Source organism: Methylobacterium sp. 2A, from assembly GCF_009806555.1.
Classification (GTDB): Bacteria; Pseudomonadota; Alphaproteobacteria; order Rhizobiales; family Beijerinckiaceae; genus Methylobacterium.
The window spans coordinates 51,482-75,279 of the sequence record NZ_VUOK01000062.1 but is presented as its reverse complement, the minus strand read 5'-3'; the positions used below and the strand labels follow the sequence as shown (position 1 = coordinate 75,279).

Sequence of the window (23,798 nt, the reverse complement as noted above, 5' to 3'; positions counted from 1 at the left end):
ACCGGCGGCGCTCATCCCCGCCGCCGTCCCCCGCCGCCCTTGTATTTCGGCTTCTGCCCGCCGAGCCCCTGGGTCGAGCGCGGCTTCGGCCGCTCCTGCCACGGCACGGCCCCGGCCGGCAGCTCCCGGTCCGTCCCAGGCCCCATATTGTCGAGGTCGGGCTTGGCGATGCGGCTGCCCCCGGCCGCGCGGGGCGGCTTCCGGCCGAACTTGCCGGCCTCGCGCTCGACATCCCCCTGCCGGGCCATCGGGTCGTCGGAGACCAGCAGCTCGGTCGCCTGGAGGCGCTTCAGCTCGTCGCGCAGGCGTGCCGCCTCCTCGAAGTCGAGATCGGCGGCGGCCGAGCGCATCCGCTTCTCCAGATCGGCCATCACGGCCTTGAGGTTGTGGCCCACCGTGATGGCGTCCTTGGCCAAGCCGGTATCGACCTGCACATGGTCGCGCTCGAACACGCTGCTCAGGATGTCGGCGATGCCGCGCTTCACGCTCTGCGGCGTGATCCCGTGCTCTGCGTTGTAGGCGAGCTGCTTGGCGCGGCGGCGCTCGGTCTCGGCCATCGCCCGCTCCATCGAGCCGGTGATGGTGTCCGCGTACAGGATGCAGCGCGCCTCGGCATTGCGGGCGGCGCGGCCGATGGTCTGGATCAGCGAGGTCTCCGAGCGGAGAAAACCCTCCTTGTCGGCGTCGAGGATCGCCACCAGGGCGCATTCCGGAATGTCGAGGCCCTCGCGCAGCAGGTTGATGCCGATCAGAACGTCGAAGGCGCCGAGCCGCAGGTCGCGGATGATCTCGATTCGCTCCAGCGTGTCGATGTCGGAGTGCATGTAGCGCACCCGCACGCCGTTCTCGTGCAGGTACTCGGTCAGATCCTCGGCCATGCGCTTGGTGAGCGTCGTCACCAGCGTCCGGTAACCGGCCTGGGCCACTTCCCGGACCTCGCCCAGCAGGTCGTCAACCTGGCTGCGGGCCGGGCGCACCTCGATCACCGGATCGACGAGACCCGTCGGGCGGATCACCTGCTCGGCGAAGACGCCGCCGGTCTGCTCCATCTCCCACTTGCCGGGCGTGGCCGAGACGTGGACGGTCTGCGGGCGCATCGCGTCCCACTCCTCGAAGCGCAGCGGGCGGTTGTCGAGGCAGGAGGGCAGCCGGAAGCCGTATTCGGCGAGCGTCGCCTTCCGGCGGAAGTCGCCCCGGTACATGCCGCCGATCTGCGGCACGGTGACGTGGCTCTCGTCGGTGAAGACCAGCGCGTTGTCGGGCAGGTACTCGAACAGGGTCGGCGGCGGCTCGCCCGGTTTCCGGCCGGTGAGGTAGCGGGAATAATTCTCGATGCCGTTGCAGGCGCCGGTGGCCTCGATCATCTCGATGTCGAAGGTGCAGCGCTGGTCGATGCGCTGCGCCTCGATCAGGCGGCCCATCTTGGTCAGCTCCTCGATCCGGCCCTTCAGCTCGTGCTTGATGCCTTTGATCGCCTGCTGCAGCGTCGGGCGCGGCGTGACGTAGTGCGAGTTGGCGTAGACCTTCACGAACTTCAATTCGGAGATGGTCTTGCCGGTGAGCGGATCGAACTCGACGATGCTCTCGACCTCGTCGCCGAACAGGCCGATCCGCCAGCCGCGATCCTCCAGGTGAGCCGGCCACAGCTCGATCGAATCGCCGCGCACCCGGAAGGTGCCGCGGGCGAAGTCGGACTGGATCCGCTTGTATTGCAGGGCCACGAGATCGGCGATCAGCTGGCGCTGCTCGATCCGCTCGCCGAGCGAGACCGTGAACGACATCGCCGTGTAGGTCTCGACCGAGCCGATACCGTAGATGCACGAGACCGAGGCGACGATGATCACGTCGTCCCGCTCCAAGAGGGCGCGGGTCGCGGCGTGGCGCATCCGGTCGATCTGCTCGTTGATCGAGGATTCTTTTTCTATGAACGTGTCGGAACGTGGAACATACGCTTCAGGTTGGTAATAATCGTAGTACGATACGAAATACTCGACCGCGTTGTCGGGGAAGAACGCCTTGAACTCGCCGTAGAGCTGCGCGGCCAGCGTCTTGTTGGGCGCCAGGATCAGGGCCGGGCGCTGCGTCTCCTCGATGATCTTGGCCATCGTGAAGGTTTTTCCGGAACCGGTGACGCCGAGCAGGACCTGATCGCGCTCATGGGCCTGCACCCCGGAGACCAGTTCGGCGATGGCCTTCGGCTGGTCGCCGGCCGGCGTGAACTCGGATTTCAGCGTGAACCGGACGCCGCCCTCGGATTTCTGCGGCCGCTCGGGCCGGTGCGGCGTCCAAGTCTTGCCGTCCTTGAACAGCGGGTTGCCCTCGGTGAGCAGCCGCTCCAAAGCTGCCACCGTGGCCGAGGCGCCGCCATCGCCGCCGGGATCGGGCAGGTCGGCACCCTCCGGCGCGGGGCCGTCCTCCGGCGGGGTCAGGCCGAGCGCCTGGGCGAGGCGCGGATCGACATCCGCCGCGTCGCCCAGCGCGAAGCCGGCCTGCGGCGCCTCCGCGAAGCCGTCGCGGGCGAGCTCCGCCCGGCGCGTGGCGGCCGGCGTGGTCCCGCCTTTGCCGCCCCGTGCCTTGGGCTTGCCCGGGCGCGCCGACGGCTCGGGCGGCGCTTCGACCGGCGCCAGCCTGTTGCGGTTGAGCGCCGGGTTCAGCAACGCGGCGAGATAGGTGTCGAGCGGCTTCAGCTCGGGCTTCGACGCCTTGGCGGACGAGGCCGAGACGGAGGCGGCGCGCGATTTCTTCGGAGCGGGCATGACCGCAATATGGGCCTGTGGGTCGCCGCGAGAAACCCTGTCGCGCCGGGAGATTTGCCGCGTCGCGCCCATCGGACCGTCGGCCGGAGGCTCCGTCCGGCTCTGGTGATGCCGCCACTATCGCGGGCGATAATTATTGGAATACCACCTTTAGGTAGTCTTCGCGTCATTTCAGGCTGGATGCGCCGGTCTCATGTCTGGAGAACCTGCTGAAGAGCCGGGCGAATTGGCTTGCGACGGACTGAAAGGGCCGTTACTTTGCAACGCAAAGCACGATGCAGCCCCGGGGCGTGAGGCGGATGCAGGACCTGGACAAGGCCTTGGCCGACATCGTGGCGATCCGTTCGCAGATCGCCCGGGACACGACGTTTCGCGGCGTGGGGGCGGCGACGATCGCCGCCACCGGCGGCCTCGCCCTGGCCTGCGCGGCCGGACAGGCCCTGTGGCTCGGCGATCCGGCGGTCCGGACCGGTCTGTTCTTCGGACTCTGGGTCGCGGCCGCGCTGGCGGCCTTCGCGATGATCGGGATCGAAGCGGTGCGGCGGACGCGCCGCCTGCATTCCGGCCTCGCCGACGCCATGGTATGGAACGCCATCGAGGTCTTCCTGCCGGCGGCCGGCGCGGGGGCCTGCCTCGCTCTGGTGATCGCCCGGTTCGCGCCCGAGGAGGTCTGGATGCTGCCGGGCCTCTGGCAGGTTCTGGTCGGCCTCGGCCTGTTCGCCTCGGCGCGCATCCTGCCGCGGGGCGTTCAGGGCGTGGGGGCGTGGTATCTGCTCGCCGGGCTCGGCGTGCTGGCCCTCTCGGCGGAGACGCGCCTCCTCTCACCCTGGGCCATGGGCCTGCCCTTCCTGGTCGGTCAGACCTGGCTGGCTGCGATCCTTCACCACGGCGCCCGGGCCTGCGATGACGGCCTCTGATCGCGGCGATGGCCGCTTCTCCTACGAGGGGCTGGACCGGATCATCCACGAGCGGGCGCGGCTCTCCGTGCTGACCTCCCTGGTGGCCCATCCCAAGGGGTTGCCCTTCCCGGATCTGAAGCGCCTGTGCGGCCTGACCGACGGCAATCTCAGCCGCCATCTCGCGGTGCTGAGCGAGGCCGATTTCGTCACCCTCCAGAAGGGGTTCGCGCAGAACCGCCCGCAGACGGTGTGCCGCCTGACCGCGAGCGGCCGCCAGCGCTTCATCGGCTATCTCGGCGTCCTGGAGCAGGTCGTCCGCGACGCCGCGGAGGCCGCCGAAACCGGGCCGGAATCGGGCCGGCATGGCCTCGATCCGGCCACCAAACCGGCGTGAGACCGTTAAAGCATTCCAAGACTGTTAATGCCGCTCCGTTAAACTTCACCGATACGCTCTGGCCGGGAGACTTTATGATGCAAAGTGAGGCGGCGCCGAAGGCCCTGCACGCCGCGATCATCATGGACGGCAACGGGCGCTGGGCGACGCAGCGCGGCCTGCCCCGGCTCGCCGGGCATCACCGCGGCGTCGAGGCGATCCGGCGGACCGCCGAGGCCTGCCCGGATCTCGGCATCGGCACGCTGACCCTCTACGCCTTCTCGGCCGACAACTGGCAGCGCCCGGCCGAGGAGGTCGGCGGGCTGATGCGGCTCCTGCGCTCCTACCTGCGCAACGAGACCCAGCGTCTCGCCCGCACCGGCACGCGGCTCAGCGTCGTGGGCCGCCGCGACCGGCTTCCGGCGGGCATCCCGGAGGCGATCGCGGCCGCCGAGGCCGCCACCGAGGCGGGGACGCGCCTGCACCTGCGGATCTGCGTCGATTATTCAGCCCGCGACGCGATCATCGCGGCGGCGCAGCGCCTCCAGAGTGAGGCGGCCGTGACGCGCGAGGATTTCGGGGCGCTGGTGGCGGGCCCGATGCACGGCTCGCCCGTGGAGGTCGACCTGCTGATCCGCACCGGGGGCGAGCAGCGCCTGTCCGACTTCCTGCTCTGGGAGGCGGCCTATGCCGAGCTGCACTTCACCGAGCGGATGTGGCCCGATTTCGGTCCCGAGGACCTCGCCGGGGCCATGGCGGAGTTCCAGCGCCGGGACCGCCGGTTCGGCGGCCTGAAGACGGCGGCGGTTCCGGCGGCGGCCTGAGCGGCGCTTGACGCGCACGCCGAGCCGCGCAGAGGGTTTCCTCTATGAATGAGACCCTCGCCGGCCGCCGTGTTCTCCTCGTCATCGGCGGGGGCATCGCGGCCTACAAGGCCCTCGACCTGATCCGGCGCCTGCGCGAGCGGGGCGCCAGCGTCTGCCCGGTCCTGACCGCGGGGGCGCAGGAATTCGTCACGCCGCTCGCCGCCGCCGCGCTCGCCGGCGAGCGCGCCCATACCGACCTGTTCGACCGCGCCAGCGAAGCCGAGATCGGCCACATCAAGCTCGCCCGGCAGGCCGACGCCGTGGTGGTGGCGCCCGCCACCGCCAATCTGATGGCCCGGATGGCGGGCGGCCACGCGGCCGACCTCGCCACCACCATCCTGCTGGCCACGGCCCTGCCGATCCTGATCGCCCCGGCCATGAACGTGCGGATGTGGGCGCATCCGGCGACCCGCCGCAACCGCGCGACCCTGGCGGGCGACGGCGTCCACATCGTCGGCCCCAATGCCGGCCGGATGGCCGAGCCCGAGACCGGCCCCGGCCGCATGGCCGAGCCCCACGAGATCGCCGACGCCCTGGAGCGGATGCTGGGCATCGGCGTCGATCGGCCCCTCGCGGGCCGGCACGTGCTCGTGACCTCCGGCCCGACCCACGAGCCGATCGATCCGGTCCGCTACATCGCCAACCGCTCCTCCGGCCGCCAGGGCCACGCCATCGCGCAGGCCGCCGCGCAGGCCGGCGCCGCCGTGACGCTGGTCTCCGGGCCGGTATCGATCCCGGATCCGCCGGGCGTCACCGTCATCCGGGTGGAGACCGCCCGGGAGATGCTGGCGGCGGTCGAGGCGGCGCTTCCGGCCGATATCGCGATCTTCGCCGCAGCGGTGGCGGATTGGCGCCCCGAGCATGAGGCCGGCGCCAAGAAGATCAAGAAGGACGGTACCGGCCCGGCCCCGCTGGCGCTCGCCGAGAACCCCGACATCCTCGCCACGATCGCCCGCCGGTCCACGGGGCGCCCGGCCCTGGTGGTCGGCTTCGCGGCGGAGACCGATACGGTGCTGGACCATGCCCGCGCCAAGCTCGCCCGCAAGGGCTGCGACCTGATCGTCGCCAACGACGTCTCGGCGGAAGGCGCGGTCATGGGCGGGTTCGAGAATGCGGTCCACCTGATCCAGCGGGACGGCGCGGTGGAATCCTGGCCGCGCCTCGGCAAGGACGAGGTCGCCCGGCGGCTGGTTTCATGTCTGGCCGCGAGGCTGGCCGGCTGAGACCGGGCACGCGGGCCGCGGATGCGCCTTCGCCGGACTACCGCTGTCGCAGGCTCCGCTGAGCGATCCTGGGCGCTTGCGATTCTGCGAATCACCTGAGGCGACGCCGGCGCGCCCTTTCGGGGAGGGGCGGACGCTATTTTTGCCGGCTTATCGATCGATACTTTGGAATGCTTCAAATATTCTCGGAATGAGTGCGTCTTCGTGCGCTCTGCACTCGGAATAGATATTCAATATAGACGATAAAGTTATAGCCGTATAGATTATTTTTGCGTAATCGGTGATACATTTAGAGATTATATATGTAGTTTAGGGTTACAACAACAATTATGTTCCTAAAGAAATAATAAAATATACTTGCGCTTCAGGAAAAAATAAGAATTATCTCAGGTGAAGGACAAAAATTTCTGGTGTCTGAAACAGCGTCATGTTGAGAAAATGCATTTCTGTTTTCTCCGGGCTCGTGCTCGCCGGTTCGCTTGTGATGCCGGCAACGCGTGGTGCCGCGCAGCCATTTCAAGCTGCCGGGACTGATGCTCCCCCGAACCTGCCGAGTCCGACTGCGCCGGAGCGTCCGCCGCTGGTCCGGCCCTCGTCGCCCGCTCCCGAGACCCGCCCCGCGGCCGGTTCCGCCGACACGCAGAACCTCACGCCGCATTTCGGCGTTCTCGGATCCATGGGGGGCTTGCGCGATCTGCTGTGGGAGCGCGGCGTCCTGCTGAACCTCGATTACGTGTACGAGGCGGCGACCAATGTCGCCGGCGGCGCCCGGGGGCCCCTCGTGCGCGGTGCGGGGCAGTTCGCGGTGCGGGGCATCTTCGACTTCGAGCGCATGCTCGGTCTGGAAGGCGCCTCCGCGACCGTCACGCTCAGCCAGAGGCACGGTCGCGACGTGACGCTCGATGCCAAGCTCGGTACCCAGACGAGCGTGGAGGAAATTTATGGCCGCGGTCGGATCTGGAGACTGAGCCAGTTCTGGTATGATCAGAGGTTCGGCCCGTGGGTCGATCTGAAGATCGGCCGTATGCCGACGAGCGACGATTTTGCGGCCTTCGCCTGCGAATTCCAGCTGAATGCCCTGTGTGGCGCGGTGGCTGGAAAGATCGCTGGAGCCTACATTTTCCAGTTCCCGGTGAGCCAATGGGCCACGCGCCTGCGCGTCGGGACTCCGGACACGGCCTATCTCCAAGTCGGCGCCTACCAGATCAATCCCGCCAATCTGCTCGACGGCTTCAGTTTCGACGTCAGCCAGGGAATCGGCGCCCTTATCCTCTCGGAGGCCGGCTGGTTCCCGAAATTCGGGCCTGACGGGTACGCGGGGAGCTACAAGCTCGGCGGCTGGTACGAGACCAGCGGCGGCTTCGACGTGGTTCTGAACGAGGCGCGACTGCCGATGGCCCTGTACAAGGGGCGTCCGCTCTATCAGGACGATCGCCACGGCCTCTACTTCGTCGGCGTTCAGGAGGTGTACCGTCCCGAGCCCGCCAACCCGAAGCGGACCGTCTCGGCCTTCCTGCGGGCGGTCGCGAGCGAGGAGGCCACGGCCGCCTATTCGCAGCAGGTGACGTCCGGCTTCATCTACAAGGGCATCTGCCAAGGACGCCCGAACGACTGGATCGGTTTCGGCGTCGGCCAGACGCGGCCCAATCCCAGATTGGTCCATGCCGTCGCCCTGGACGGCATCTTCGCCAAGACGTCGCGGCGGATGCCGACGCAGGAGCGTTTCCTCGAGGCGTTCTACAGCATCGACGTGGCCGACGACATCGTCGTCCGGCCCAACATCCAATACATCACCCGGCGCGGGAGTCCGGACCCCAAGCCCGACGTGGTCGTGTTCGGCGTGAAGTCCGTGGTGACATTCTGAGGCCGTGTCCCGTGGGCGGCCCCCGCGTCGCAGACCGGTTCCGGGCGGTCTGCGCCATCCCGGCTCGACGATCCTCGGGCGAGACCGGCCACCCCCGATGCCACCTGCGATCCGCGCGCTGCGGCCCCGATCCGCCGCCATGCGATCGCGGGCGACGCGTGAACGGAAGGTCCTCGCCGGTGTGCGATGGGAACGCCGCGCCTTGTGACGTGGAAGTGCCTGTATTCCGTACCAATCTGGCGGAAGAAGGCAATCGACGATTGACGTACTGGGAATGATGTTATGAACGTGCTTGGAAAATTGTCGATCCGTGCGACCATGTGCGCGGCAATATTCGCGATGGCACTGATGTTGCTGGCTCATACGACGGGTTCCCTGGTCGAGGCGCGCATGCAGGCCCGCGAAGCGACGGAAGCCGTCACGCTGGCGCAAGCGAGCCGGGCTCTGCTGAAGACCATCCTGCCGCTGCGCCTCGAGCGGGGCGCAGCCCTGGCCCTCGGCGGGGAAGGCGCTGCGGAACCCGACATCCTCTCCGGGATCGCGACGAGCCGGGAGGCGATGCGCGCGAGTTTCCGAACGGCCCGCGACCTTCTGGGCGCCCTGGACGTGCCGAGCGTGTCGGCGACGCTCGGCCGGTTGAACGCCGCGCAGGAGGCCATGCAGGCCCTCCGCCCCAGGATCGACGAAGCCTTGCGCGTGTCGAAGGCGCAGCGTGATCCGAAGCTCCTTCCCGCCACCTTGGCGGCCTTCCAGGATCTGCTCGACGCGCTGACCGGCACGATGGACGCCGTGGAGGCCGCCATCCCGCGCGCAGACGCGGTGCTGCAGCGCTACCTCGCGCTCAAGCGCGCGGCCTGGGCGACCCGGATCGCGATCGGGAACGTCGCCCTGCGGGTGCAGACCTCCCTCGCGGCCGGGACCACATGGTCCCTGCCCGAGATCGTCGCGGCCGCCGAGGAGCGTGCCCGGGTTCAGACCGCCTGGACGGCCACCACCGAGGCCGCCTCCGGCGTCTCGGGTCCCGTGGGGGCCGCCTTCCTGAAAGCCAAGGCCAGCAACTTCGACGACGAACCCATTCGGATGGCCCGAGCGGTCTTCGATGCGCTGAGCCAGCGGACGGCCTTGCCCTACACGTTCCAGGAACTCCGGCGGCGCAACTCCGTCGATCAGATGACGATCGTCGACCTCGCCTACGCGTCCCTCGACGCGATGGTGGCGCGTGCCGAGACCCTGGCCTCCGAGGCCCAGGCGACCCTCATCCGGAACGCCGCCGCCCTGCTCGCCGTGACGCTTCTCGTGGCCCTCGGACTGCTCTGCCTGTTCGGCGGGGTGCTGCGACCCATCCGGACGATCTCGACGACCATGCGGCGCCTGGCGGCGGGCGACACGGCGGTCGAGGTGCCGGTGCGCGCCTACCGGAACGAGTTCAGCCCGATCGTGTCCGCCGTCCAGGTGTTCAAGGAGAACCTGATCCGCACCAGGACCCTGGAGGCGGAGGCGGAGGCGGCGCGGCACGCCGCCGAAGACCAGCGGCGGACCGGGATGCGCCAGCTGGCCGACGCCTTCAAGGCCGCCGTCGGCGACATTATCGGGCAGGTTTCGGGCTCGGCCTCCAAGCTGCAGGTGACCGCGCAGAGCATGACGACCACGGCGGGCCAGACTGCCGCCCGGTCGACCACCGTCGCGGCCGCGGCCGAACAGGCGGCCGGCAACGTCAGCACCGTGGCGGCCGCCGCGGAGGAGCTGGGGACCTCCGTGCTGGAGATCGGCCGGCAGGTGCAGGGGTCGGCGGAACTCGCGAAGGCGGCCGCCTCCGAGGCGGACCAGACCGCGTCGCTGGTGCAGGAGCTGAGCGGCGCGGTGGCGCGGATCGGCGACGTGGTCGGCCTGATCTCGACCATCGCGGGCCAGACGAACCTGCTGGCGCTCAACGCCACCATCGAGGCGGCGCGCGCCGGCGCGGCGGGCCGCGGCTTCGCGGTGGTGGCGAGCGAGGTGAAGGCTTTGGCCGAGCAGACCGCCAGGGCCACACAGGAGATCGCCGATCAGATCGCCCGGGTGCAGACCTCCACGGGGCAGGCGGTGTCGGCGATCGGCGCGATCACGGCGCGGATCCAGGAGATCAACGGGGTGGCGGCCACGATCGCCGCGGCGGTCGAGGAGCAGGGCGCCGCGACCCAGGAGATCGTTCGCAACGTCGGCCAGGCGGCGCAGGGCACCGCGGAGGTCACCGACAATATCGCCGGCGTGGCGGGTGCGGCCGAGGAAACCGGGCGGGCGGCGGAGCATGTGCTCGGCGACGCGTCCGTGCTGTCGCGTCAATCCGACTATCTCTCGACCGAGGTCGAGCGCTTCCTCGCCGGCCTCCAGGCGGCTTGAGCCCGAGCGCTCCGCATCGACCCGGCTGCCGGTCGGTGCGGAGCGCCCCCGGAGGGGCTCGAAGCTGTGGCCGAGGGCGGCGCGACGGGAGCGGCTCCGATCCTTCGACCGGATCTCCGGCGGCCTCCCTGGCCTGCCGCGGCCCGAATCGCTAGAAGGCGCGCGACGGCCGGCGCGCACGGCGCCGGTTTCGGGGAGAAACCATGCCTCGCCTGTCCCTCATCGCCGGAGCCGCGTTGATCGCCATGAGCACTGCCGCCAGCACTGCCGCCACTGCCGAGACCGTCACGCTGCCCTCCGGGCTGAAGTATCAGGACGAGGTCGTCGGGACCGGGCCGGAGCCCAAGGCCGGTCAGCAGGTCACCGTCCAGTATACCGGCTGGCTCGACGAGGGCGGCAAGAAGGGCAAGAAGTTCGACTCCTCCCGCGACCGCAACCAGCCGTTCTCGTTCCCCCTCGGCGCCGGCCAGGTGATCAAGGGCTGGGACGAGGGCGTCGCCACCATGAAGGTGGGCGGCAAGCGCACCCTGATCATCCCGCCGCAGCTCGGCTACGGCGCCCGGGGCGCCGGCGGCGTCATCCCGCCGAACGCCACACTGATCTTCGACGTCGAACTCCTCGGCGCGAAGTAAGGTCACGGCTGCGCGACGGCGAAAGTCCCCAAAACATGCTGTTCGCGCAGCTGCCCGACGAGCTGTTCAAGCCGCTGGCCTCCCCGAGCCGCGGCTTCAACGCGGCCCTGCTGCTGCACCTGCACCGGCGCGTCCTCGGGGCCGAGCCGGTGCGCAAGGCCGAACTTTTGGCCGAGATCGGCGACTTCGCGGCGGGCTGGAGCGATCCCGAGGTCAGCGGCGACGAGCCGATCTCGGCCGATCCCACGGAGCGCCGCACCGCCCTCTACCGCCGCCTGCTCGACACCGGCTGGCTGATCGAGCGCCGCGAGCGCTACGTGCCGGTGGTGGAGTTCGACCCCGAGGCGCGGCTCCTCCTCGAGGAACTGTCCCGTCTCGAACGGGGCGAGACCCGCTCCTACGGCGGCGCCGTGCTGGAGGTGCTGGGCGGGCTGGAGAGCGCCCTGTCGGATCCCGGCAGCCGCTCCGAGGCCCTGGCCAACGCAGCCCGGGCGTCGGCCGCCTTCCTGGCGCATGTGCGCGGCCTCGCCGCCGGCATGCGCAAGGTCGAGGAGCGCATCCTGCGCGAGCCCGACCGGGCCAAGACCTTCCGGCTGTTCTTCGAGGATTTCGTCGAGCGCCACCTGATCAGCGACTACCGGACGCTGCACACGCGCTTCAACCCGTTCCGCTTCCGCGCCAGCGTGGTCCGCGAGGCCGGCCGGGCCCTGCGCGACGCCCTCACGGTTCGGGCGCTGGCCGAGGGCCTGATCCGCGAGGGCCGCAGCCCCGATCTCGACGCCGCGCAGCGGGCGGTGCGGGCCGACCTCGCCCAGATCCTCACGGTGTTCGAGGGGCTCGACAACCATCTCGACGCGGTCGATGCGGTGGTGGCGCGGCTGGAACGCCGGATTGCCGCCGCCCTGCATGTCATGGACCGGCCGGATCCCGGCGGCGTCGAGCGCGCCGCCGCGATGCTGCGCGCGGTCGGCGGCTCCGAGATCGCCCCCGACGTGCCGACCGATGTCGCGCTGCTGCGCCCGCCGATCGGCCACGCGCATCTCCAGATGCCGCGGGCGCGCAAGGCGGCGATCGACATGGAACCCCTGCCCGACATCGAGGACGATCCCGTGGTCGACGCCTTCGCGGCCGCCAAGGCGGAGTTCCGCCGCCGCACCACCGTGACGCCGGAGAGCATGACGGCCTTCGTGGAGGCCCGCCTCGGCAAGGCGGTGCGGCTGCGCGGGTCGGAAATCACGATCGCGGGCGTCGACGACTTCATCGTGTTCCAGCGTCTGCGCGAGATCGACGTGCTGTTCGACGCCAAGCTCGGCGAACGCTACGCCGTCACCCGCCTGCCTGAGCGCGTCGCCAACGGCTGGCTCGACTGCCCGGATTTCCTGCTGGAGCGGCGCCCCCGTGCTTGAAGGTTTCCGCGCCATCATCGACGGCGACGAGCCCGCGCCCCCCGGGGCCCGGGCGCCGGACGCCGAAGAGCTCAGCCGCGCCCTCCAGGTCCTGCTGAAGGGGCAGGTGATCTATGCCGACACACCGAATATCGGCCGCTCCTACGAGCTCGCCCGGCACTACGCGCCGTTCTTCACCGATTACTTCGCCTGCCTGGGCTACGCGCTGACGGTGTCGCACCGCGACCAGATGGTCTCGCTGAGCCCCGCCGCGGACGCGCCGCGGCACGACATCATGTCGGAGCGCCTGCGCAAGGACGAGACCCTGGTGCTGCTGGCGCTGCGGCTCCTCTACGAGGAGGGCCTGCGCGACCACCGCGTCGGCACGGACGGGATCGTCGAATGCACCACCGACGAGATCGTGGAAAAAATCCGGACGGTCGCCCGCAACGAGCCCCCCGAGGAGGGCCGGCTCGCCGACATCCTGCGGCTCTACGCGCGGCGCGGCGGCCTGCGGCTCGGCGAGCGCGACCGGGTCGAGCGGGTAACGCCGCTCGCGCTGCTGCCCGGCGTGGTGGTGCTGGCCTCCGACGCGTGGCTGGAGCGCCTGCGGGCGTGGTCGGAGGCCGGGGAGGCCTGACCGGACCGATCAGGCCGCCCGAACGGTCGCCAGAAAATGCTCGACCTCGCTCCCGAGCCGGGCCGCCTGCTCGGCCATCTCGGAGGCCGCGCGCAGCACCTGTCCGGCCGCCGCGCCGGTCGCGTCGGCCGCGCCGGCCACCTCCGTGATGTTGGCCGTGACGGCGCTGGTTCCGGCCGCCGCCTGGGCGACGTTGCGGACGATCTCCTGCGTGGCCGCCCCCTGCTGCGCCACCGCGCTGGCGATCGTGGTCGCCGTGGCGTCGATCTCGCGGATCCGCCCCGCGATGCCGTCGATGGCGCGGACGGCGTGGTCGGTCGAACCCTGGATCTGGCCGATCTGCCGGCCGATCTCCCCGGTCGCCTTCGCGGTCTGCTCGGCGAGCTGTTTCACCTCGGCGGCGACGACCGCGAACCCCTTGCCGGCATCGCCGGCCCGGGCCGCCTCGATGGTCGCGTTGAGTGCCAGAAGGTTGGTCCGGTCGGCGATCTGCGAGATCAGCGTGACCACCTCCCGGATCGACCGGGCTCCGGTGCTCAGCGCCTGCACCAGATCGGTGGTCGCCCCCGCCTCGCGGACCGCGACCTGCGCCAGATCCGCCGAGGCCACCACCTGACGGCCGATCTCGTCCACCGAAGAGCCGAGTTCCTCGGCCGCCGCCGCCACGGTGTTGACGTTGGCGGCGGCCTCCGCGGCGGCCGCGCGCGCGTCGCCGGAGCGGTCGGCCGTCCGGGTCGCCGTCGCGGTGAGCGCCTGGGCGGTCGCCTGGAGCTGCGTCGCCGCCGCCGTGACCGTGCGGACGATGCCGCCGATGGCGGTCTCGAACCGCTCGGCGAGGTCGCCCATCGCCTGCCGGCGCTGCCCCTCGGCCTCCGCGCGGGCGCGGGCCGCTTCCGCCTCCAGGGCGCGGGTCTGGATCAGGTTCTGCCGGAAGACCTGCACGGCCGCCGCCATGGCGCCGATCTCGTCCCGGCGCCCCGCATAGGGCACCGCCGAGTCGGTATCGCCGCCCGCGAGCCGGCGCATGGCGTCGGTCATCACGGTGATCGGCCGCGAGACCCCGAGCAGCGCGTACAGCATGGCGCCGAGGCCGATCACCAGCATGGCGGCCAGGATGGCGATGGTCGTCGAGACCGCGCTGGCCTGGCTCTCCCGGGCGGACTGGCCGGCCTCCGCGACGGCCCTGACATGCCGGTCCACCAGGGCGCGCGCGGCGTTCGCGACATCCTGGTAGCGGGCGTTCATGGCCCCCCGGTAATAGGCCATCGCCGCCTCGCGCTGGTTGAGGCTCATCCCGCGCAGCCGCTCCCAGGCGTAGTGCTGGGCCTTCAGCTTGGCGACCAGCGTGTCGTAGAGGACCTGCTCGTCCGGCGCGGTGATCCGCGCCTTGTAGGCCTCGACCCGGGCCGCCTGATCCTTGAGCATCTCCTCAACCGCCGCGCGGCCCGCCTCGCGCTCGGCCTCCGTGTCCGCCGTCGCGAACCGCACCTGCAGCAGGCGCGCTTTGACAGTCAACGCGCTGATGGTTTCGACCGCATCCAAAGACGGCAACGCTCTATCGAGCAGTCCGGTCAATTGAAGGTCGACCAATCTCATCCGGGCGATCGTCATTCCGCCCTGTATCGCGGCCGCGATAAGCAGAAACAGGAACAAGCCGCCGAGTTTTGCTTTTACGGTTGCGCGCATGTTCTTGTCATATACCTGCCCTTTAGCCACGATACCGGGGGAGTACCCGTGGGCAAGCTGGCGGTTCGCGCAGAACTTGATTCGTCACGGCCTCTGTCACCGGCTTGCATACGCTGCCGAGTCCGGCCAACTGAGCCGGTTGATTTTCGATTCCGGGCCGGCTCACCGACATCGTGTACGTCCTCACCGATATCGCCATCTCGAACTGGTATCTGATCCGCCGCGAGCAGATCCGGTTGCGGGGGGCTGCCGCGCTCGTCGGGCCGACCGGGGCCGGCAAGTCGACGATCTTCGACGCGGTCGGCACGGTGCTGGCCGGCAACAACGCGAGCCGCCTCGCGCTGAACGCCTCGGCCTCCGGGCGCAGCGCCCGCACGGTGCGCGACTATTGCCTCGGCTGGATCAGCGATCCCGCGGAGGGCGGCCGCCCGACCCGGGAATCCTGCGAGACCGTGCTGGCCCTGGTGTTCGAGAACCCGGCCTCCGGCCGCGTCGTCACGGTCGGGCTGGCGCTGGCGGCCCGGGCGGTCGAGCCGAAGGAGACCGTGCTGTCGCGCTTCATCGCGGTCGGGCACCGGTTCGAGATCGCCGATTACGCCCGCACCGCCCCCGGCGGCACCTACACCGCGCCCTGGAGCGAGATCGCCGGGGATCTGCGGGCGCGGGCGGCGAGCTTCACCGAGTACCGGACCTCCGGCGAGCGCTTCACGGCCGATGTGCTGGCCACCCTGCGCGAGGGCGCGCCGGCGCCGGAGCCGCGCCACTTCCTGCGCAGCTTCGCCAACGCCGTGGCGTTCAAGCCGATCTTCGACACCAGCGCCTTCGTGCGCGCCTTCGTGCTGGAGCCGGAGCCGCTCGACGTCGACCGCGTGCGCCAGTCCATCGCCAATTGGCGCCGGCTCCTGGAGACGATCGCCGAGCTGGAGAGCCGGCTCGCGCGCCTGCGCCGCCTGAAGGACCGCTACGAGGCCTGGAGCGAGTCGGTGCTCGCCGCGGCCGCCCACGAGCTGAACGCGGCCTGCGCCGAGTTGCGCCGCCGCAGCCTCGACCTCGTGGCGGTGCGCACGCGCCTGCGCGAGGGGGCCGACGCCCTGCGCATCGCCCGGGAGCGCGTGGCGGCGAGCCGCGGCTTCGTGCGCGACATCGACGGGGAGATCGCCGAGAAGAAGGCGCTCGCCGCCGCCAGCGCCGCCGAGGGGCGGCTCGCCGCCTCGACCCTCGGCCTCTCCATGCTGGAGCGCGACCGGAAGGAGCTCACCGGGCGGATCGCCGATCTGGTCGGGCTCGTCGGCCAGATGGGCAAGCTCCAGCCGGTCGCCCCGATCCTGCGCCAGGGCTGTCCGCAGGCGGCGCGCTTGGCCGAATCCTGCGCCCGGGCCGGGCTGCGCCGGGAATCACCGCCGGAGGAAATCCTGCGGCCCGAGGGGTCGCTCGCCGAACTGGTCGACGGGCTGGCGCGGCTGCCCGAGTTTGACGAGATCCTGGAGCGGGCCGCCGAGGATGCGGCCTTGAAGGCCCGCGCCCAGGAGAGCGAGGCTGAGCGCACCGCGCCCCGCACCGGCGCCGGCCCGGCGGCGCGCCTGTCCTCCGACACGGTGGCGTTCCGCGGCGAGCTGGAGCGGCGCGGTATCGACGCCGTGCCGATCTGCGAATTGGCCGAGATCGTCGATCCGACCTGGGGGCCGGCCCTCGAAGGCCTGCTCGGGCGCGCCCGGGAGGCGCTGGTGGTGGCGCCCGACCGGCTGAACGAGGCGCTCGGCGTGCTGCAAGCCGGCCGCGACCGGTTCCACCGCTGCATTCTCGTCAAGACTACGGACACCGCCAGGCAGCGCGCCCGCCGCTACGATGACGGGCCGCTCACGGTGATCGAGACCAGCGACCCGCACGCCGAGGCGTTCCTGGGGGTGCGCCTCGGCGGCTACGATCTCGCCAAGGATGACGCCGAGCTCGCCCGCCTCGCCCGCGCGGTGGCGCCGAGCGGGCGGACCACCGCCGGCATGGCGTATTCGGTGACCCGCAGCGTCGATCTGCTGATGACCCGCGGCCATCGCGGCCCGACCGTGGACAGCCGGCGCGTCCACGAGGCCGCGGTGGCGGAGGCGCGGCGCCTGCGCGGCGAGGCGGCCGTGCTGCGCGAGGCCGCCCGGACCGCCGCTTCGATCCGGGCGCGCATCGCCCGGGGCCTCGACGACATCGACACGCTCCGGGCCGAGCTCGACGGGCTCGACGGGCGGCGGCGAACCCTCCAGACCGAGCGCGAGGGGATCGAGAAGCGCGACACGGCCGGCCTCACCGCCGAGATCGCGGCGCTGACGACGGAGCGGGTCGCCTACCTGCGCGAGCTGTCGGAGGAGCTGGAGCCGAAACTCGACCGCCTGCTCGCCGACGAGGCGGCGCTCCGCGCCCGTTTGGTGACCATGCGCGAGGCCGCCCGTGCCGCCCTCTCGGCCCGGCGCGCGGCCCTGCGCCAGCTGATGGGGGGCGATGCCGCCCGGGTCCGCGTCGCCCGCTCCGAGGCGTTCGACGTCGGCGTGATCGCCGCGGCCCGTCAGGCGCTCGTCGGCCTCGACGCCAAGGCGGCCGGATCCCGCGCCACGGCCGAGCGGGGCCGCGCCCGGGAAGCCGCCGAGGCGGCGCGCTCGCACGGGCGGATCGCCGAGCGCGAGCTGGCCGAGGCCTGCGCCGCGTGGCGGGTCGAGAATCCCCTGAACCAGGGCGATGCGCCGGCAATCGACGGCTTCGCCTGGGTCCGGCGCGAGTACGAGGCGGTCGAGGCCCACGAATTGCGGCGCTACCGGGCCCAGGCCGAGCGGGCCGAGGTCGAGATGCGCCGCCTCATGACCGAGGATCTGCTGACCCGCCTCGCCGACCGGTTCGAGCGGGTCCAGGCCCGGCTCGAGGCGCTGAACGAGCGGCTTTCGGCTCGCAGCTTCACGGGCCAGACCTACGCGTTCGAGGCGGCGGTGGACCGGCGCTACGCCGCGGTCCACGCGCTCGCCACCGAGACCGCGCGCTCGCCCGAGGCCGCGCAGGCGCTGCTCGACGGCGCCGCCGAGGGTCCGATGGCGTCGGCGCTTGCCGAGATCACCGCGCTGATCGCCGGCGAGGAGGACGCGGCGCGGCTCGCCGATTATCGCAATTACTTCGTGTACGAGATCGGGATGCGCGACCGGGCGGGCAACCGCACCACCATGTCGGCGCGGGCTTTGCGCGGCTCGGGCGGCGAGGCGCAGGCGCCCTTCTACGTGGCGATCGCGGCCTCGCTGGCGAGCGCCTACTATCCCGGCGACCGGCCGGGCGACGAGAATCCGGGCCTGGGCTTGTGCCTCCTCGACGAGGCCTTCTCGAAGCTCGACGTGCGCAACAGCCAGGCGCTGGTCGATCTCTACCGGGCCTGGGGCCTGCAACTCCTGATCGCGGCGCCGGAGGACAAGCGCACGACGCTCACCGAGGTGATGGACACCATCGTCACCGTCTACAAGAGCCCGGACCTGACCTCGGTCCGGATCGAGGCCGAGCACCCCCTCGAGGCGGCCCGGCGGGCGCTGCACGCGATCAACCCGGATCAGATCGGGATCGAGGGGTTCCGGCAGGCGGACGCGGCGGAGTGAGGGTGCGGGTGAGCGGGCTGGCGGCTCCGCTTACCGCCCACCCCTTTTGCGGGGAAGGGAACGTTAGGTGCGCTTCACGCCCCCAGCGCCTTCAGCACGTCCCGCGCCGCGCGCTCGCCGTCGAGCGTCGCACCGCCGACCGTCATGGCGCCGCCGCCGGCCAGGGCCTCCCCGGCGAGGAACACCCGGCCCCCCAGCGGCGCGCGCAGGCGATCGCGTGCCTCCGCGTGGCCCGGCGACACGATGGCGTAGGAGCCGTGCGCGTAAGGATCCGTCCACCAGGAGGCGAGCCGTCCCCCCAGCACCGCGCCCCGCGCCTTGCCGCCCAGGATCGCGCCCAGGCGCTCGGTGGCCAGCGCGACCGCTTCCGCCTCGCCGGCGCGGCACAGGTCGCGGGCGCCGTCGCCCCCGAGATTGGCCACCGCGAGCGGCCGCCCGAACGGACCCATCTCGAAGTAGAGCGTCGGGCCGCCGGTCGCGATCGAGACCGCGTCCCCGAACGCCGCGGGGTCGATCTTGCCCGGGTCGAGGCGCAGGCCGATCTTGGTGTAGGCCCCCATGTGCAGCCCATCCAGCGCCGCCCGGTGGGTCTCGGTCAGGTCGGGCGTGAACCGGAGGGCGCCGCCATGCAGCACGCCCACCGGTACCGTCACGATGACGGCCGCCGCCGTCAGGGTGCCCCCCGCCGACTCAACCCGGACCTCCGGCCCGGACCAGTCGATCGCCTGCACCGGACAGCCGAGCCGCACCGGCACGTCGGCGAAGTGGCGCGCCACGAGGGCACCGTAGCCGTCGACCCAGAGATCGGTGCCGGACCAGAGCCGGTCGTAATCGACCGCCGAGACGCGCTCGGGATCCTCGCCGAGCGACAGCCGGCTCAGGCCCGCCGCGGCCTGCTCGGCGCTGGGACCGCCGGCCCGGGCCGCCTCGGCGAGTGACGGATCGCCGTTCTTGGGCTGCAGCAGCGCGTCGAGGCCGGAGAACCCCACCCGCCGGGCCGCCCGCTCCGCGTCCGTGGCGGCGCGGCCGTCGATGGTGAGGGTCCGCGCCCAGCCGTCCTCGCGGGCGAACCGGGCACCCGCGGCCCGGGCGATCGGCGCCCAGGGATTGTGCTCGGCCCAATGGATGTACTCGGCGCCGGCATCGAACGGGCAGTCCGGACCCAAGGCCGTGTCGGTGAAGGCGCGGCCGCCGATCCGGTCCCGCGCCTCCAGCACGGTGACGGTCTGGCCCGCATCCCGCAGACGGGCCGCCGCCGCCAGACCCGCGGATCCGGCGCCGACCACCACCACGGTGCCGCGACGGGCGCTCGCACGCAGCGCCGGGGTGGCGAGCAGCGGGGCGGCCAGGATCGCGCGTCGGGTCGGTTGCATGGCGGCTCCTCGGTCAGGTCCCGGAGCCGCCCGAGAGGGCGCCGCGTGCTAGCCGCGCGCGCCCGGGTTGCTCGAGCGCTTCTCCATCATCGCCTTGACCTGCATCAGCTGGTCCCAGACCTGACCCGGCGAGGTGCCGAAGAAGTCGAAGCTTGCGCTGACGCCCAGGTAGATGCCGACGCAGATCAGCGGCACGAGAAACCAGGCGAGGATCTCCTCGCCCCGCTTCCGGCGGCGGCGGCGCAGACGCCGCTCCTCCCGCCATGTCGGCTTCCTGGGGGGCGCCTGCTGCGTGACGGGGGACAGGGGTCCCTCGTGCAGGTTGTCGGTCATCGGGCGCCTCCTCGCCGCGGCGCTGTCGCGTCGCGGCGGTCATAGACCGGCGCCCCCTACTCCGGAAGGCCGCCGGACGGCGTGTGCACCATTAGGCGCGCACGAGTGGCACCTTCGGCACGGTCCGGACGCCGCCGCCCGAACCGCCGCCACCGCCCTTGTCGTCCTTGGGCGTCCTCTTTCGCGCCGCCGTGCGGGGCTTGGCCCGCTTGTGGCGCTTGGCGGCGTTGGTGACGTCCTTCTCGGGCTTCGGTGTCACGGGACCGGCCGGGAAGTCGAAGCCGAGGCTGTCCTTGGCACCGGCCTTCGCCTCCGCGTCCTCGGGCTTGCGCACCACGACCCGGACCGCGCCGCCATCCTTCAGCTTGCCGAACAGCACCTCGTCGGCGAGCGGCGTCTTGATGGTCGACTGGATCAGCCGGGCCATTGGGCGGGCGCCCATCGCGTCGTCGTAGCCGTGCTCCACCAGCCAGTCGCGCGCCTCGTCCGAGAGCTCGATCGTGACGTTGCGGTCGGCAAGCTGCGCCTCGAGCTGGAGGACGAACTTGTCCACCACCTTGGCCACCACGTCCTTCGGCAGGTGGCCGAACGAGATGATCGCGTCGAGACGGTTGCGGAATTCCGGCGCGAACAGCCGGTTGATCGCCTCCACGTCGTCGCCGGAGCGCTTGGACTGGGTGAAGCCGTAGGCGGCCTTGGCCAGATCCGAGGCGCCCGCATTCGACGTCATGATGATGATGACGTTGCGGAAATCGACCTGCTTGCCGTTGTGGTCGGTCAGCTTCCCGTGGTCCATCACCTGCAGCAGGATGTTGAACAGGTCCGGATGCGCCTTCTCGATCTCGTCGAGGAGGAGCACGCAGTGCGGGTGCTGGTCGATCCCGTCGGTGAGCAGGCCGCCCTGGTCGAAGCCGACATAGCCGGGGGGCGCGCCGATCAGGCGGCTCACCGTGTGGCGCTCCATGTACTCCGACATGTCGAACCGCAGCATCTCGACGCCGAGCGAGGCGGCGAGCTGCTTGGCGGCCTCGGTCTTGCCGACGCCGGTCGGGCCCGCGAACAGGTACGAGCCGATCGGCTTGTCCGGGTCGCGCAGGCCGGCCCGGGCCAGCTTGATCGCCGAGGTCAGCGCCTCGATCGCGCTCGGTTGGCCATAGACCACCCGCTTCAGGTTCTCGGTCAGGTGCTGGAGCACCACCGCGTCGTCCTTCGAGACGGTCTTCGGCGGGATCCGGGCCATCGTGGCGATGGTCGCCTCGATCTCCTTGATGCCGATGGTGCGCTTGCGGCGCGCCTCCGGCACCAGCATCTGCGAGGCGCCGGTCTCGTCGATCACGTCGATCGCCTTGTCGGGCAGCTTGCGGTCGTTGATGTAGCGGGCCGACAGCTCCACCGCGGCCTTCACGGCCTCGGTCGTGTACTTGAGCTTGTGGAACTCCTCGAAATACGGCCGCAGGCCCTTCACGATCTCGATCGTGTCGGGGATCGACGGTTCGTTGACGTCGATCTTCTGGAAGCGGCGCACCAGGGCGCGGTCCTTCTCAAAGTACTGGCGGTACTCCTTGTAGGTGGTCGAGCCGATGCAGCGCAGCGTGCCCGAGGCGAGCGCGGGCTTGAGCAGGTTCGACGCGTCCATGGCGCCGCCCGAGGTCGCACCGGCGCCGATCACCGTATGGATCTCGTCGATGAACATGATCGCGTTCGGGTGCGCCTCGATCTCCTTCATCACCTGCTTGAGGCGCTCCTCGAAGTCGCCCCGGTAGCGGGTGCCGGCGAGCAGCGTGCCCATGTCGAGGGAGAAGACGGTCGCGTCGGCCAGAACCTCCGGCACCTCGTGCTGGATGATCTTGCGCGCCAGACCCTCCGCGATCGCGGTCTTGCCGACGCCCGGATCGCCGACCAGCAGCGGGTTGTTCTTCTGCCGGCGGCAAAGCACCTGGATGGTGCGCTGGACCTCGCTCTCGCGGCCGATCAGCGGGTCGATCTTGCCGTCGCGCGCCTTCTTGTTGAGGTTGACGCAGTAGGCGTCGAGCGCGTCGCCCTTCTTCTTGGCGCCGCGGGGATCGCCGTCGTCGCTCGGTCGCTCGGCGGCGCCCTCCTCCTCGGCGCCGCGCACCGGCTTCGACTCCGAAGCCCCGGGCCGCTTGGCGATGCCGTGGCTGATGTAGTTGACCGCGTCGTAGCGGGTCATGTCCTGCTCCTGCAGGAAGTAGGCGGCGTGGCTCTCGCGCTCGGCGAAGATCGCCACCAGCACGTTCGCCCCCGTCACCTCCTCGCGCCCGGAGGACTGGACATGGATCACCGCGCGCTGGATCACGCGCTGGAACCCGGCCGTGGGCTTGGCGTCCTGCCGGCCGTCGCCGGTGAGGTTGGAGAGTTCCGTGTCGACGTAGTCGATCAGGCTGCGCTTCAGCGTGTCGACCTCGACGTTGCAGGCGCGCATGACCGCGGCCGCATCCTGATCGTCCACGAGTGCGAGCAGGAGATGCTCCAGCGTCGCGTATTCGTGCCGGCGCTCTCCCGCGAGCGCCAGGGCGCGGTGGAGAGCTTGTTCTAGGCTGCGTGAGAAGCTTGGCAAAGCTGGCCTCTGTCCTTCGTGCCTACCGCGAGCGGCGCCTATTTCTTTTCCATAACGCACTGGAGAGGATGTTGGTGTTTGCGCGCGAAGTCCATGACCTGCGTCACCTTGGTCTCCGCCACCTCGTAGGTGAAGACCCCGCACTCGCCGACCCCGTTCTGATGCACGTGCATCATGATGTGGTAGGCGTCCTCGTGGCTCTTGTTGAAGAACCGCTCGACCACCAGCACGACGAATTCCATCGGCGTGTAGTCGTCGTTCAGGAGCAGGACCCGGTAGAGGCTGGGACGTTTCGTCCGGGGCTTCGTGCGGGTGATGATCGCGGTGTTGGACCGGTCGTCGCCGCCCGGCGCGCGCGAGCCGGAGGCCGTGGCCGGCCGCTCAAATCCCATCGAACCTGCGGTGCCCTGTAGGGGGACCTGTGTCATGTGCGTCGAACCGATCCCTCGATTGGAGCGGGCGTCGCCGATCCTGGCGGGCGAAGCTGTCCTGGCCCTGCCCGGAGCAACGCGCGGCTCCGCTGCCGTTAATCTACAGACGGTGAGCCGACTTCGCCAGACGCCTGCGCGCACTTGTCCGCCCCGCTGAGCTTGCGTCTGGCGCACGGCGGTTGCCCCGCTAATGCGCCCGGGCCGCGGGTGGTGCCGGCGGTGGCCGCAGCAGATCGGCGGTGAGCGCCGTGATCAGGTCGGCGGTCACCGCCGACCGCGCCGACAGGCGGGCCCCGGCCCGCTGGAGATAGGCGGACTGGATGGCCAGGATCTCCGCCGGGTTGCGGGACGCGGCCAGCGTCCCGGCCGTGGCGGCGATGTCGTCGAGGCCCTGCTTGAGGGAATCGGCCCACTCGATGCCGAGGGTCTGGGCGGCTCGCCCGGCGACCCCGAGCCGCCGCCACGGCGTGCCGAAGCCGGCCGGGTACGGGAAAGGCGGGAGGGCATCGCGTGTTGGCATGGCCGATCTCCAGGCCGCCGCCGGGCCGGTCGGGCTCGGACGACGGTATCGGATCCGGAGCCGACTGTGTGCGCCGCATCAGGACGCGTCAAGCGGTCACGGTTCGGTTGAGGTGGGGTCTTGGCGGGACGCGCATACCCCCCGCAGAGGGGAGAGAGAGTGCCGCGGAGGCGTTGGCGCCTGATCTTCAGGGAAAGGCAGGCCCCGCTCCCAGCCATCATCAACCCCCAGCAGAAACGCCACAAACCG

17 protein-coding genes are annotated in these 23,798 nt (G+C 70.8%); 10 read left to right on the top strand and 7 right to left on the bottom strand.

Translation table 11 applies throughout. From position 1 onward, the window contains the following. Positions 1–11: 11 nt before the first annotated feature. Positions 12–2,756, bottom strand: a complete 2,745-nt coding sequence (uvrB, locus tag FVE89_RS28745) for an excinuclease ABC subunit UvrB (RefSeq protein ID WP_161393571.1) — start codon at positions 2,754–2,756, stop codon at positions 12–14. A gap of 299 nt (positions 2,757–3,055) precedes the next feature. Between uvrB and FVE89_RS28740 the strand changes: the two genes are divergently transcribed. The 9 genes from FVE89_RS28740 to FVE89_RS28700 all read left to right on the top strand — a co-directional run bounded on the left by FVE89_RS28740 (position 3,056) and on the right by FVE89_RS28700 (position 13,017). Further along, positions 3,056–3,673 carry a hypothetical protein gene (locus FVE89_RS28740; protein ID WP_161393570.1) on the top strand — a complete coding sequence of 206 codons (618 nt, stop codon included), beginning with the start codon at positions 3,056–3,058 and terminating at the stop codon, positions 3,671–3,673. Beyond that, on the top strand, positions 3,660–4,049 hold the full coding sequence (locus FVE89_RS28735; RefSeq protein ID WP_161393569.1) for a transcriptional regulator: 390 nt from the start codon (positions 3,660–3,662) through the stop codon (positions 4,047–4,049). Before FVE89_RS28740 ends, FVE89_RS28735 begins: the two co-directional genes overlap by 14 nt. A 77-nt stretch (positions 4,050–4,126) precedes the next feature. Further along, the gene (locus tag FVE89_RS28730) at positions 4,127–4,852 is read left to right on the top strand and encodes a di-trans,poly-cis-decaprenylcistransferase (protein ID WP_161393725.1); all 726 of its coding nucleotides are present in this window, start codon (positions 4,127–4,129) and stop codon (positions 4,850–4,852) included. A 44-nt stretch (positions 4,853–4,896) separates the two neighbouring features. Further along, a complete protein-coding gene (gene coaBC, locus FVE89_RS28725; RefSeq protein ID WP_161393568.1) occupies positions 4,897–6,117 on the top strand; it encodes a bifunctional phosphopantothenoylcysteine decarboxylase/phosphopantothenate--cysteine ligase CoaBC in 1,221 nt (406 codons plus the stop codon). A gap of 685 nt (positions 6,118–6,802) precedes the next feature. Next, positions 6,803–7,981, top strand: a complete 1,179-nt coding sequence (locus FVE89_RS28720; protein ID WP_161393567.1) for a carbohydrate porin — start codon at positions 6,803–6,805, stop codon at positions 7,979–7,981. Between the two features lie 282 nt (positions 7,982–8,263). Continuing rightward, on the top strand, positions 8,264–10,360 hold the full coding sequence (locus FVE89_RS28715) for a methyl-accepting chemotaxis protein (RefSeq protein ID WP_161393566.1): 2,097 nt from the start codon (positions 8,264–8,266) through the stop codon (positions 10,358–10,360). A 203-nt stretch (positions 10,361–10,563) separates the two neighbouring features. Continuing rightward, positions 10,564–10,992 (top strand): FKBP-type peptidyl-prolyl cis-trans isomerase, encoded by a 429-nt coding sequence (locus FVE89_RS28710; RefSeq protein WP_161393565.1) that lies wholly within the window; start codon positions 10,564–10,566, stop codon positions 10,990–10,992. A 35-nt stretch (positions 10,993–11,027) separates the two neighbouring features. After that, a complete protein-coding gene (locus tag FVE89_RS28705) occupies positions 11,028–12,398 on the top strand; it encodes a Wadjet anti-phage system protein JetA family protein (RefSeq protein ID WP_161393564.1) in 1,371 nt (456 codons plus the stop codon). Beyond that, the gene (locus FVE89_RS28700) at positions 12,391–13,017 is read left to right on the top strand and encodes a DUF4194 domain-containing protein (RefSeq protein ID WP_161393563.1); all 627 of its coding nucleotides are present in this window, start codon (positions 12,391–12,393) and stop codon (positions 13,015–13,017) included. The genes FVE89_RS28705 and FVE89_RS28700 overlap by 8 nt, the downstream gene beginning before the upstream one ends. Before the next feature lie 9 nt (positions 13,018–13,026). On the opposite strand, the gene FVE89_RS28695 is transcribed toward FVE89_RS28700, so the two are convergent. Further along, positions 13,027–14,703: a methyl-accepting chemotaxis protein gene (locus FVE89_RS28695; RefSeq protein WP_161393562.1), complete on the bottom strand. Its 1,677-nt coding sequence runs from the start codon at positions 14,701–14,703 to the stop codon at positions 13,027–13,029. A gap of 173 nt (positions 14,704–14,876) precedes the next feature. Here FVE89_RS28695 and FVE89_RS28690 point away from each other — a divergent pair, with 173 nt between their 5' ends. Continuing rightward, positions 14,877–18,314, top strand: coding sequence for an SbcC/MukB-like Walker B domain-containing protein (locus tag FVE89_RS28690; RefSeq protein ID WP_161393561.1), 3,438 nt, complete (start codon positions 14,877–14,879; stop codon positions 18,312–18,314). Between the two features lie 74 nt (positions 18,315–18,388). Here FVE89_RS28690 and FVE89_RS28685 read toward each other — a convergent pair whose 3' ends face one another. From FVE89_RS28685 to phaP, 5 genes are all read right to left on the bottom strand, one after another. Beyond that, positions 18,389–19,687, bottom strand: coding sequence for an NAD(P)/FAD-dependent oxidoreductase (locus tag FVE89_RS28685; RefSeq protein WP_161393560.1), 1,299 nt, complete (start codon positions 19,685–19,687; stop codon positions 18,389–18,391). Positions 19,688–19,735: 48 nt separating this feature from the next. Next, complete coding sequence (locus tag FVE89_RS28680; protein ID WP_161393559.1) at positions 19,736–20,020, bottom strand: hypothetical protein; 285 nt, start codon at positions 20,018–20,020, stop codon at positions 19,736–19,738. 91 nt (positions 20,021–20,111) lie between these two features. Next, positions 20,112–22,598, bottom strand: a complete 2,487-nt coding sequence (gene clpA, locus FVE89_RS28675; protein WP_161393558.1) for an ATP-dependent Clp protease ATP-binding subunit ClpA — start codon at positions 22,596–22,598, stop codon at positions 20,112–20,114. Positions 22,599–22,636: 38 nt separating this feature from the next. Beyond that, on the bottom strand, positions 22,637–22,990 hold the full coding sequence (gene clpS, locus FVE89_RS28670) for an ATP-dependent Clp protease adapter ClpS (protein ID WP_161393557.1): 354 nt from the start codon (positions 22,988–22,990) through the stop codon (positions 22,637–22,639). 226 nt (positions 22,991–23,216) lie between these two features. Continuing rightward, positions 23,217–23,549 carry a TIGR01841 family phasin gene (gene phaP / locus FVE89_RS28665; protein WP_161393556.1) on the bottom strand — a complete coding sequence of 111 codons (333 nt, stop codon included), beginning with the start codon at positions 23,547–23,549 and terminating at the stop codon, positions 23,217–23,219. Positions 23,550–23,798 lie beyond the last annotated feature (249 nt).

Excerpts from the sequence above, each read along its gene's own strand:
- uvrB (WP_161393571.1), bottom strand. The coding sequence starts at position 2,756 with ATGCCCGCTCCGAAGAAATCGCGCGCCGCCTCCGTCTCGGCCTCGTCC.
- FVE89_RS28740 (WP_161393570.1), top strand. The coding sequence starts at position 3,056 with ATGCAGGACCTGGACAAGGCCTTGGCCGACATCGTGGCGATCCGTTCG.
- FVE89_RS28735 (WP_161393569.1), top strand. The coding sequence starts at position 3,660 with ATGACGGCCTCTGATCGCGGCGATGGCCGCTTCTCCTACGAGGGGCTG.
- FVE89_RS28730 (WP_161393725.1), top strand. The coding sequence starts at position 4,127 with ATGCAAAGTGAGGCGGCGCCGAAGGCCCTGCACGCCGCGATCATCATG.
- coaBC (WP_161393568.1), top strand. The coding sequence starts at position 4,897 with ATGAATGAGACCCTCGCCGGCCGCCGTGTTCTCCTCGTCATCGGCGGG.
- FVE89_RS28715 (WP_161393566.1), top strand. The coding sequence starts at position 8,264 with ATGAACGTGCTTGGAAAATTGTCGATCCGTGCGACCATGTGCGCGGCA.
- FVE89_RS28710 (WP_161393565.1), top strand. The coding sequence starts at position 10,564 with ATGCCTCGCCTGTCCCTCATCGCCGGAGCCGCGTTGATCGCCATGAGC.
- FVE89_RS28705 (WP_161393564.1), top strand. The coding sequence starts at position 11,028 with ATGCTGTTCGCGCAGCTGCCCGACGAGCTGTTCAAGCCGCTGGCCTCC.
- FVE89_RS28695 (WP_161393562.1), bottom strand. The coding sequence starts at position 14,703 with ATGCGCGCAACCGTAAAAGCAAAACTCGGCGGCTTGTTCCTGTTTCTG.
- FVE89_RS28685 (WP_161393560.1), bottom strand. The coding sequence starts at position 19,687 with ATGCAACCGACCCGACGCGCGATCCTGGCCGCCCCGCTGCTCGCCACC.
- FVE89_RS28680 (WP_161393559.1), bottom strand. The coding sequence starts at position 20,020 with ATGACCGACAACCTGCACGAGGGACCCCTGTCCCCCGTCACGCAGCAG.
- clpS (WP_161393557.1), bottom strand. The coding sequence starts at position 22,990 with ATGGGATTTGAGCGGCCGGCCACGGCCTCCGGCTCGCGCGCGCCGGGC.
- phaP (WP_161393556.1), bottom strand. The coding sequence starts at position 23,549 with ATGCCAACACGCGATGCCCTCCCGCCTTTCCCGTACCCGGCCGGCTTC.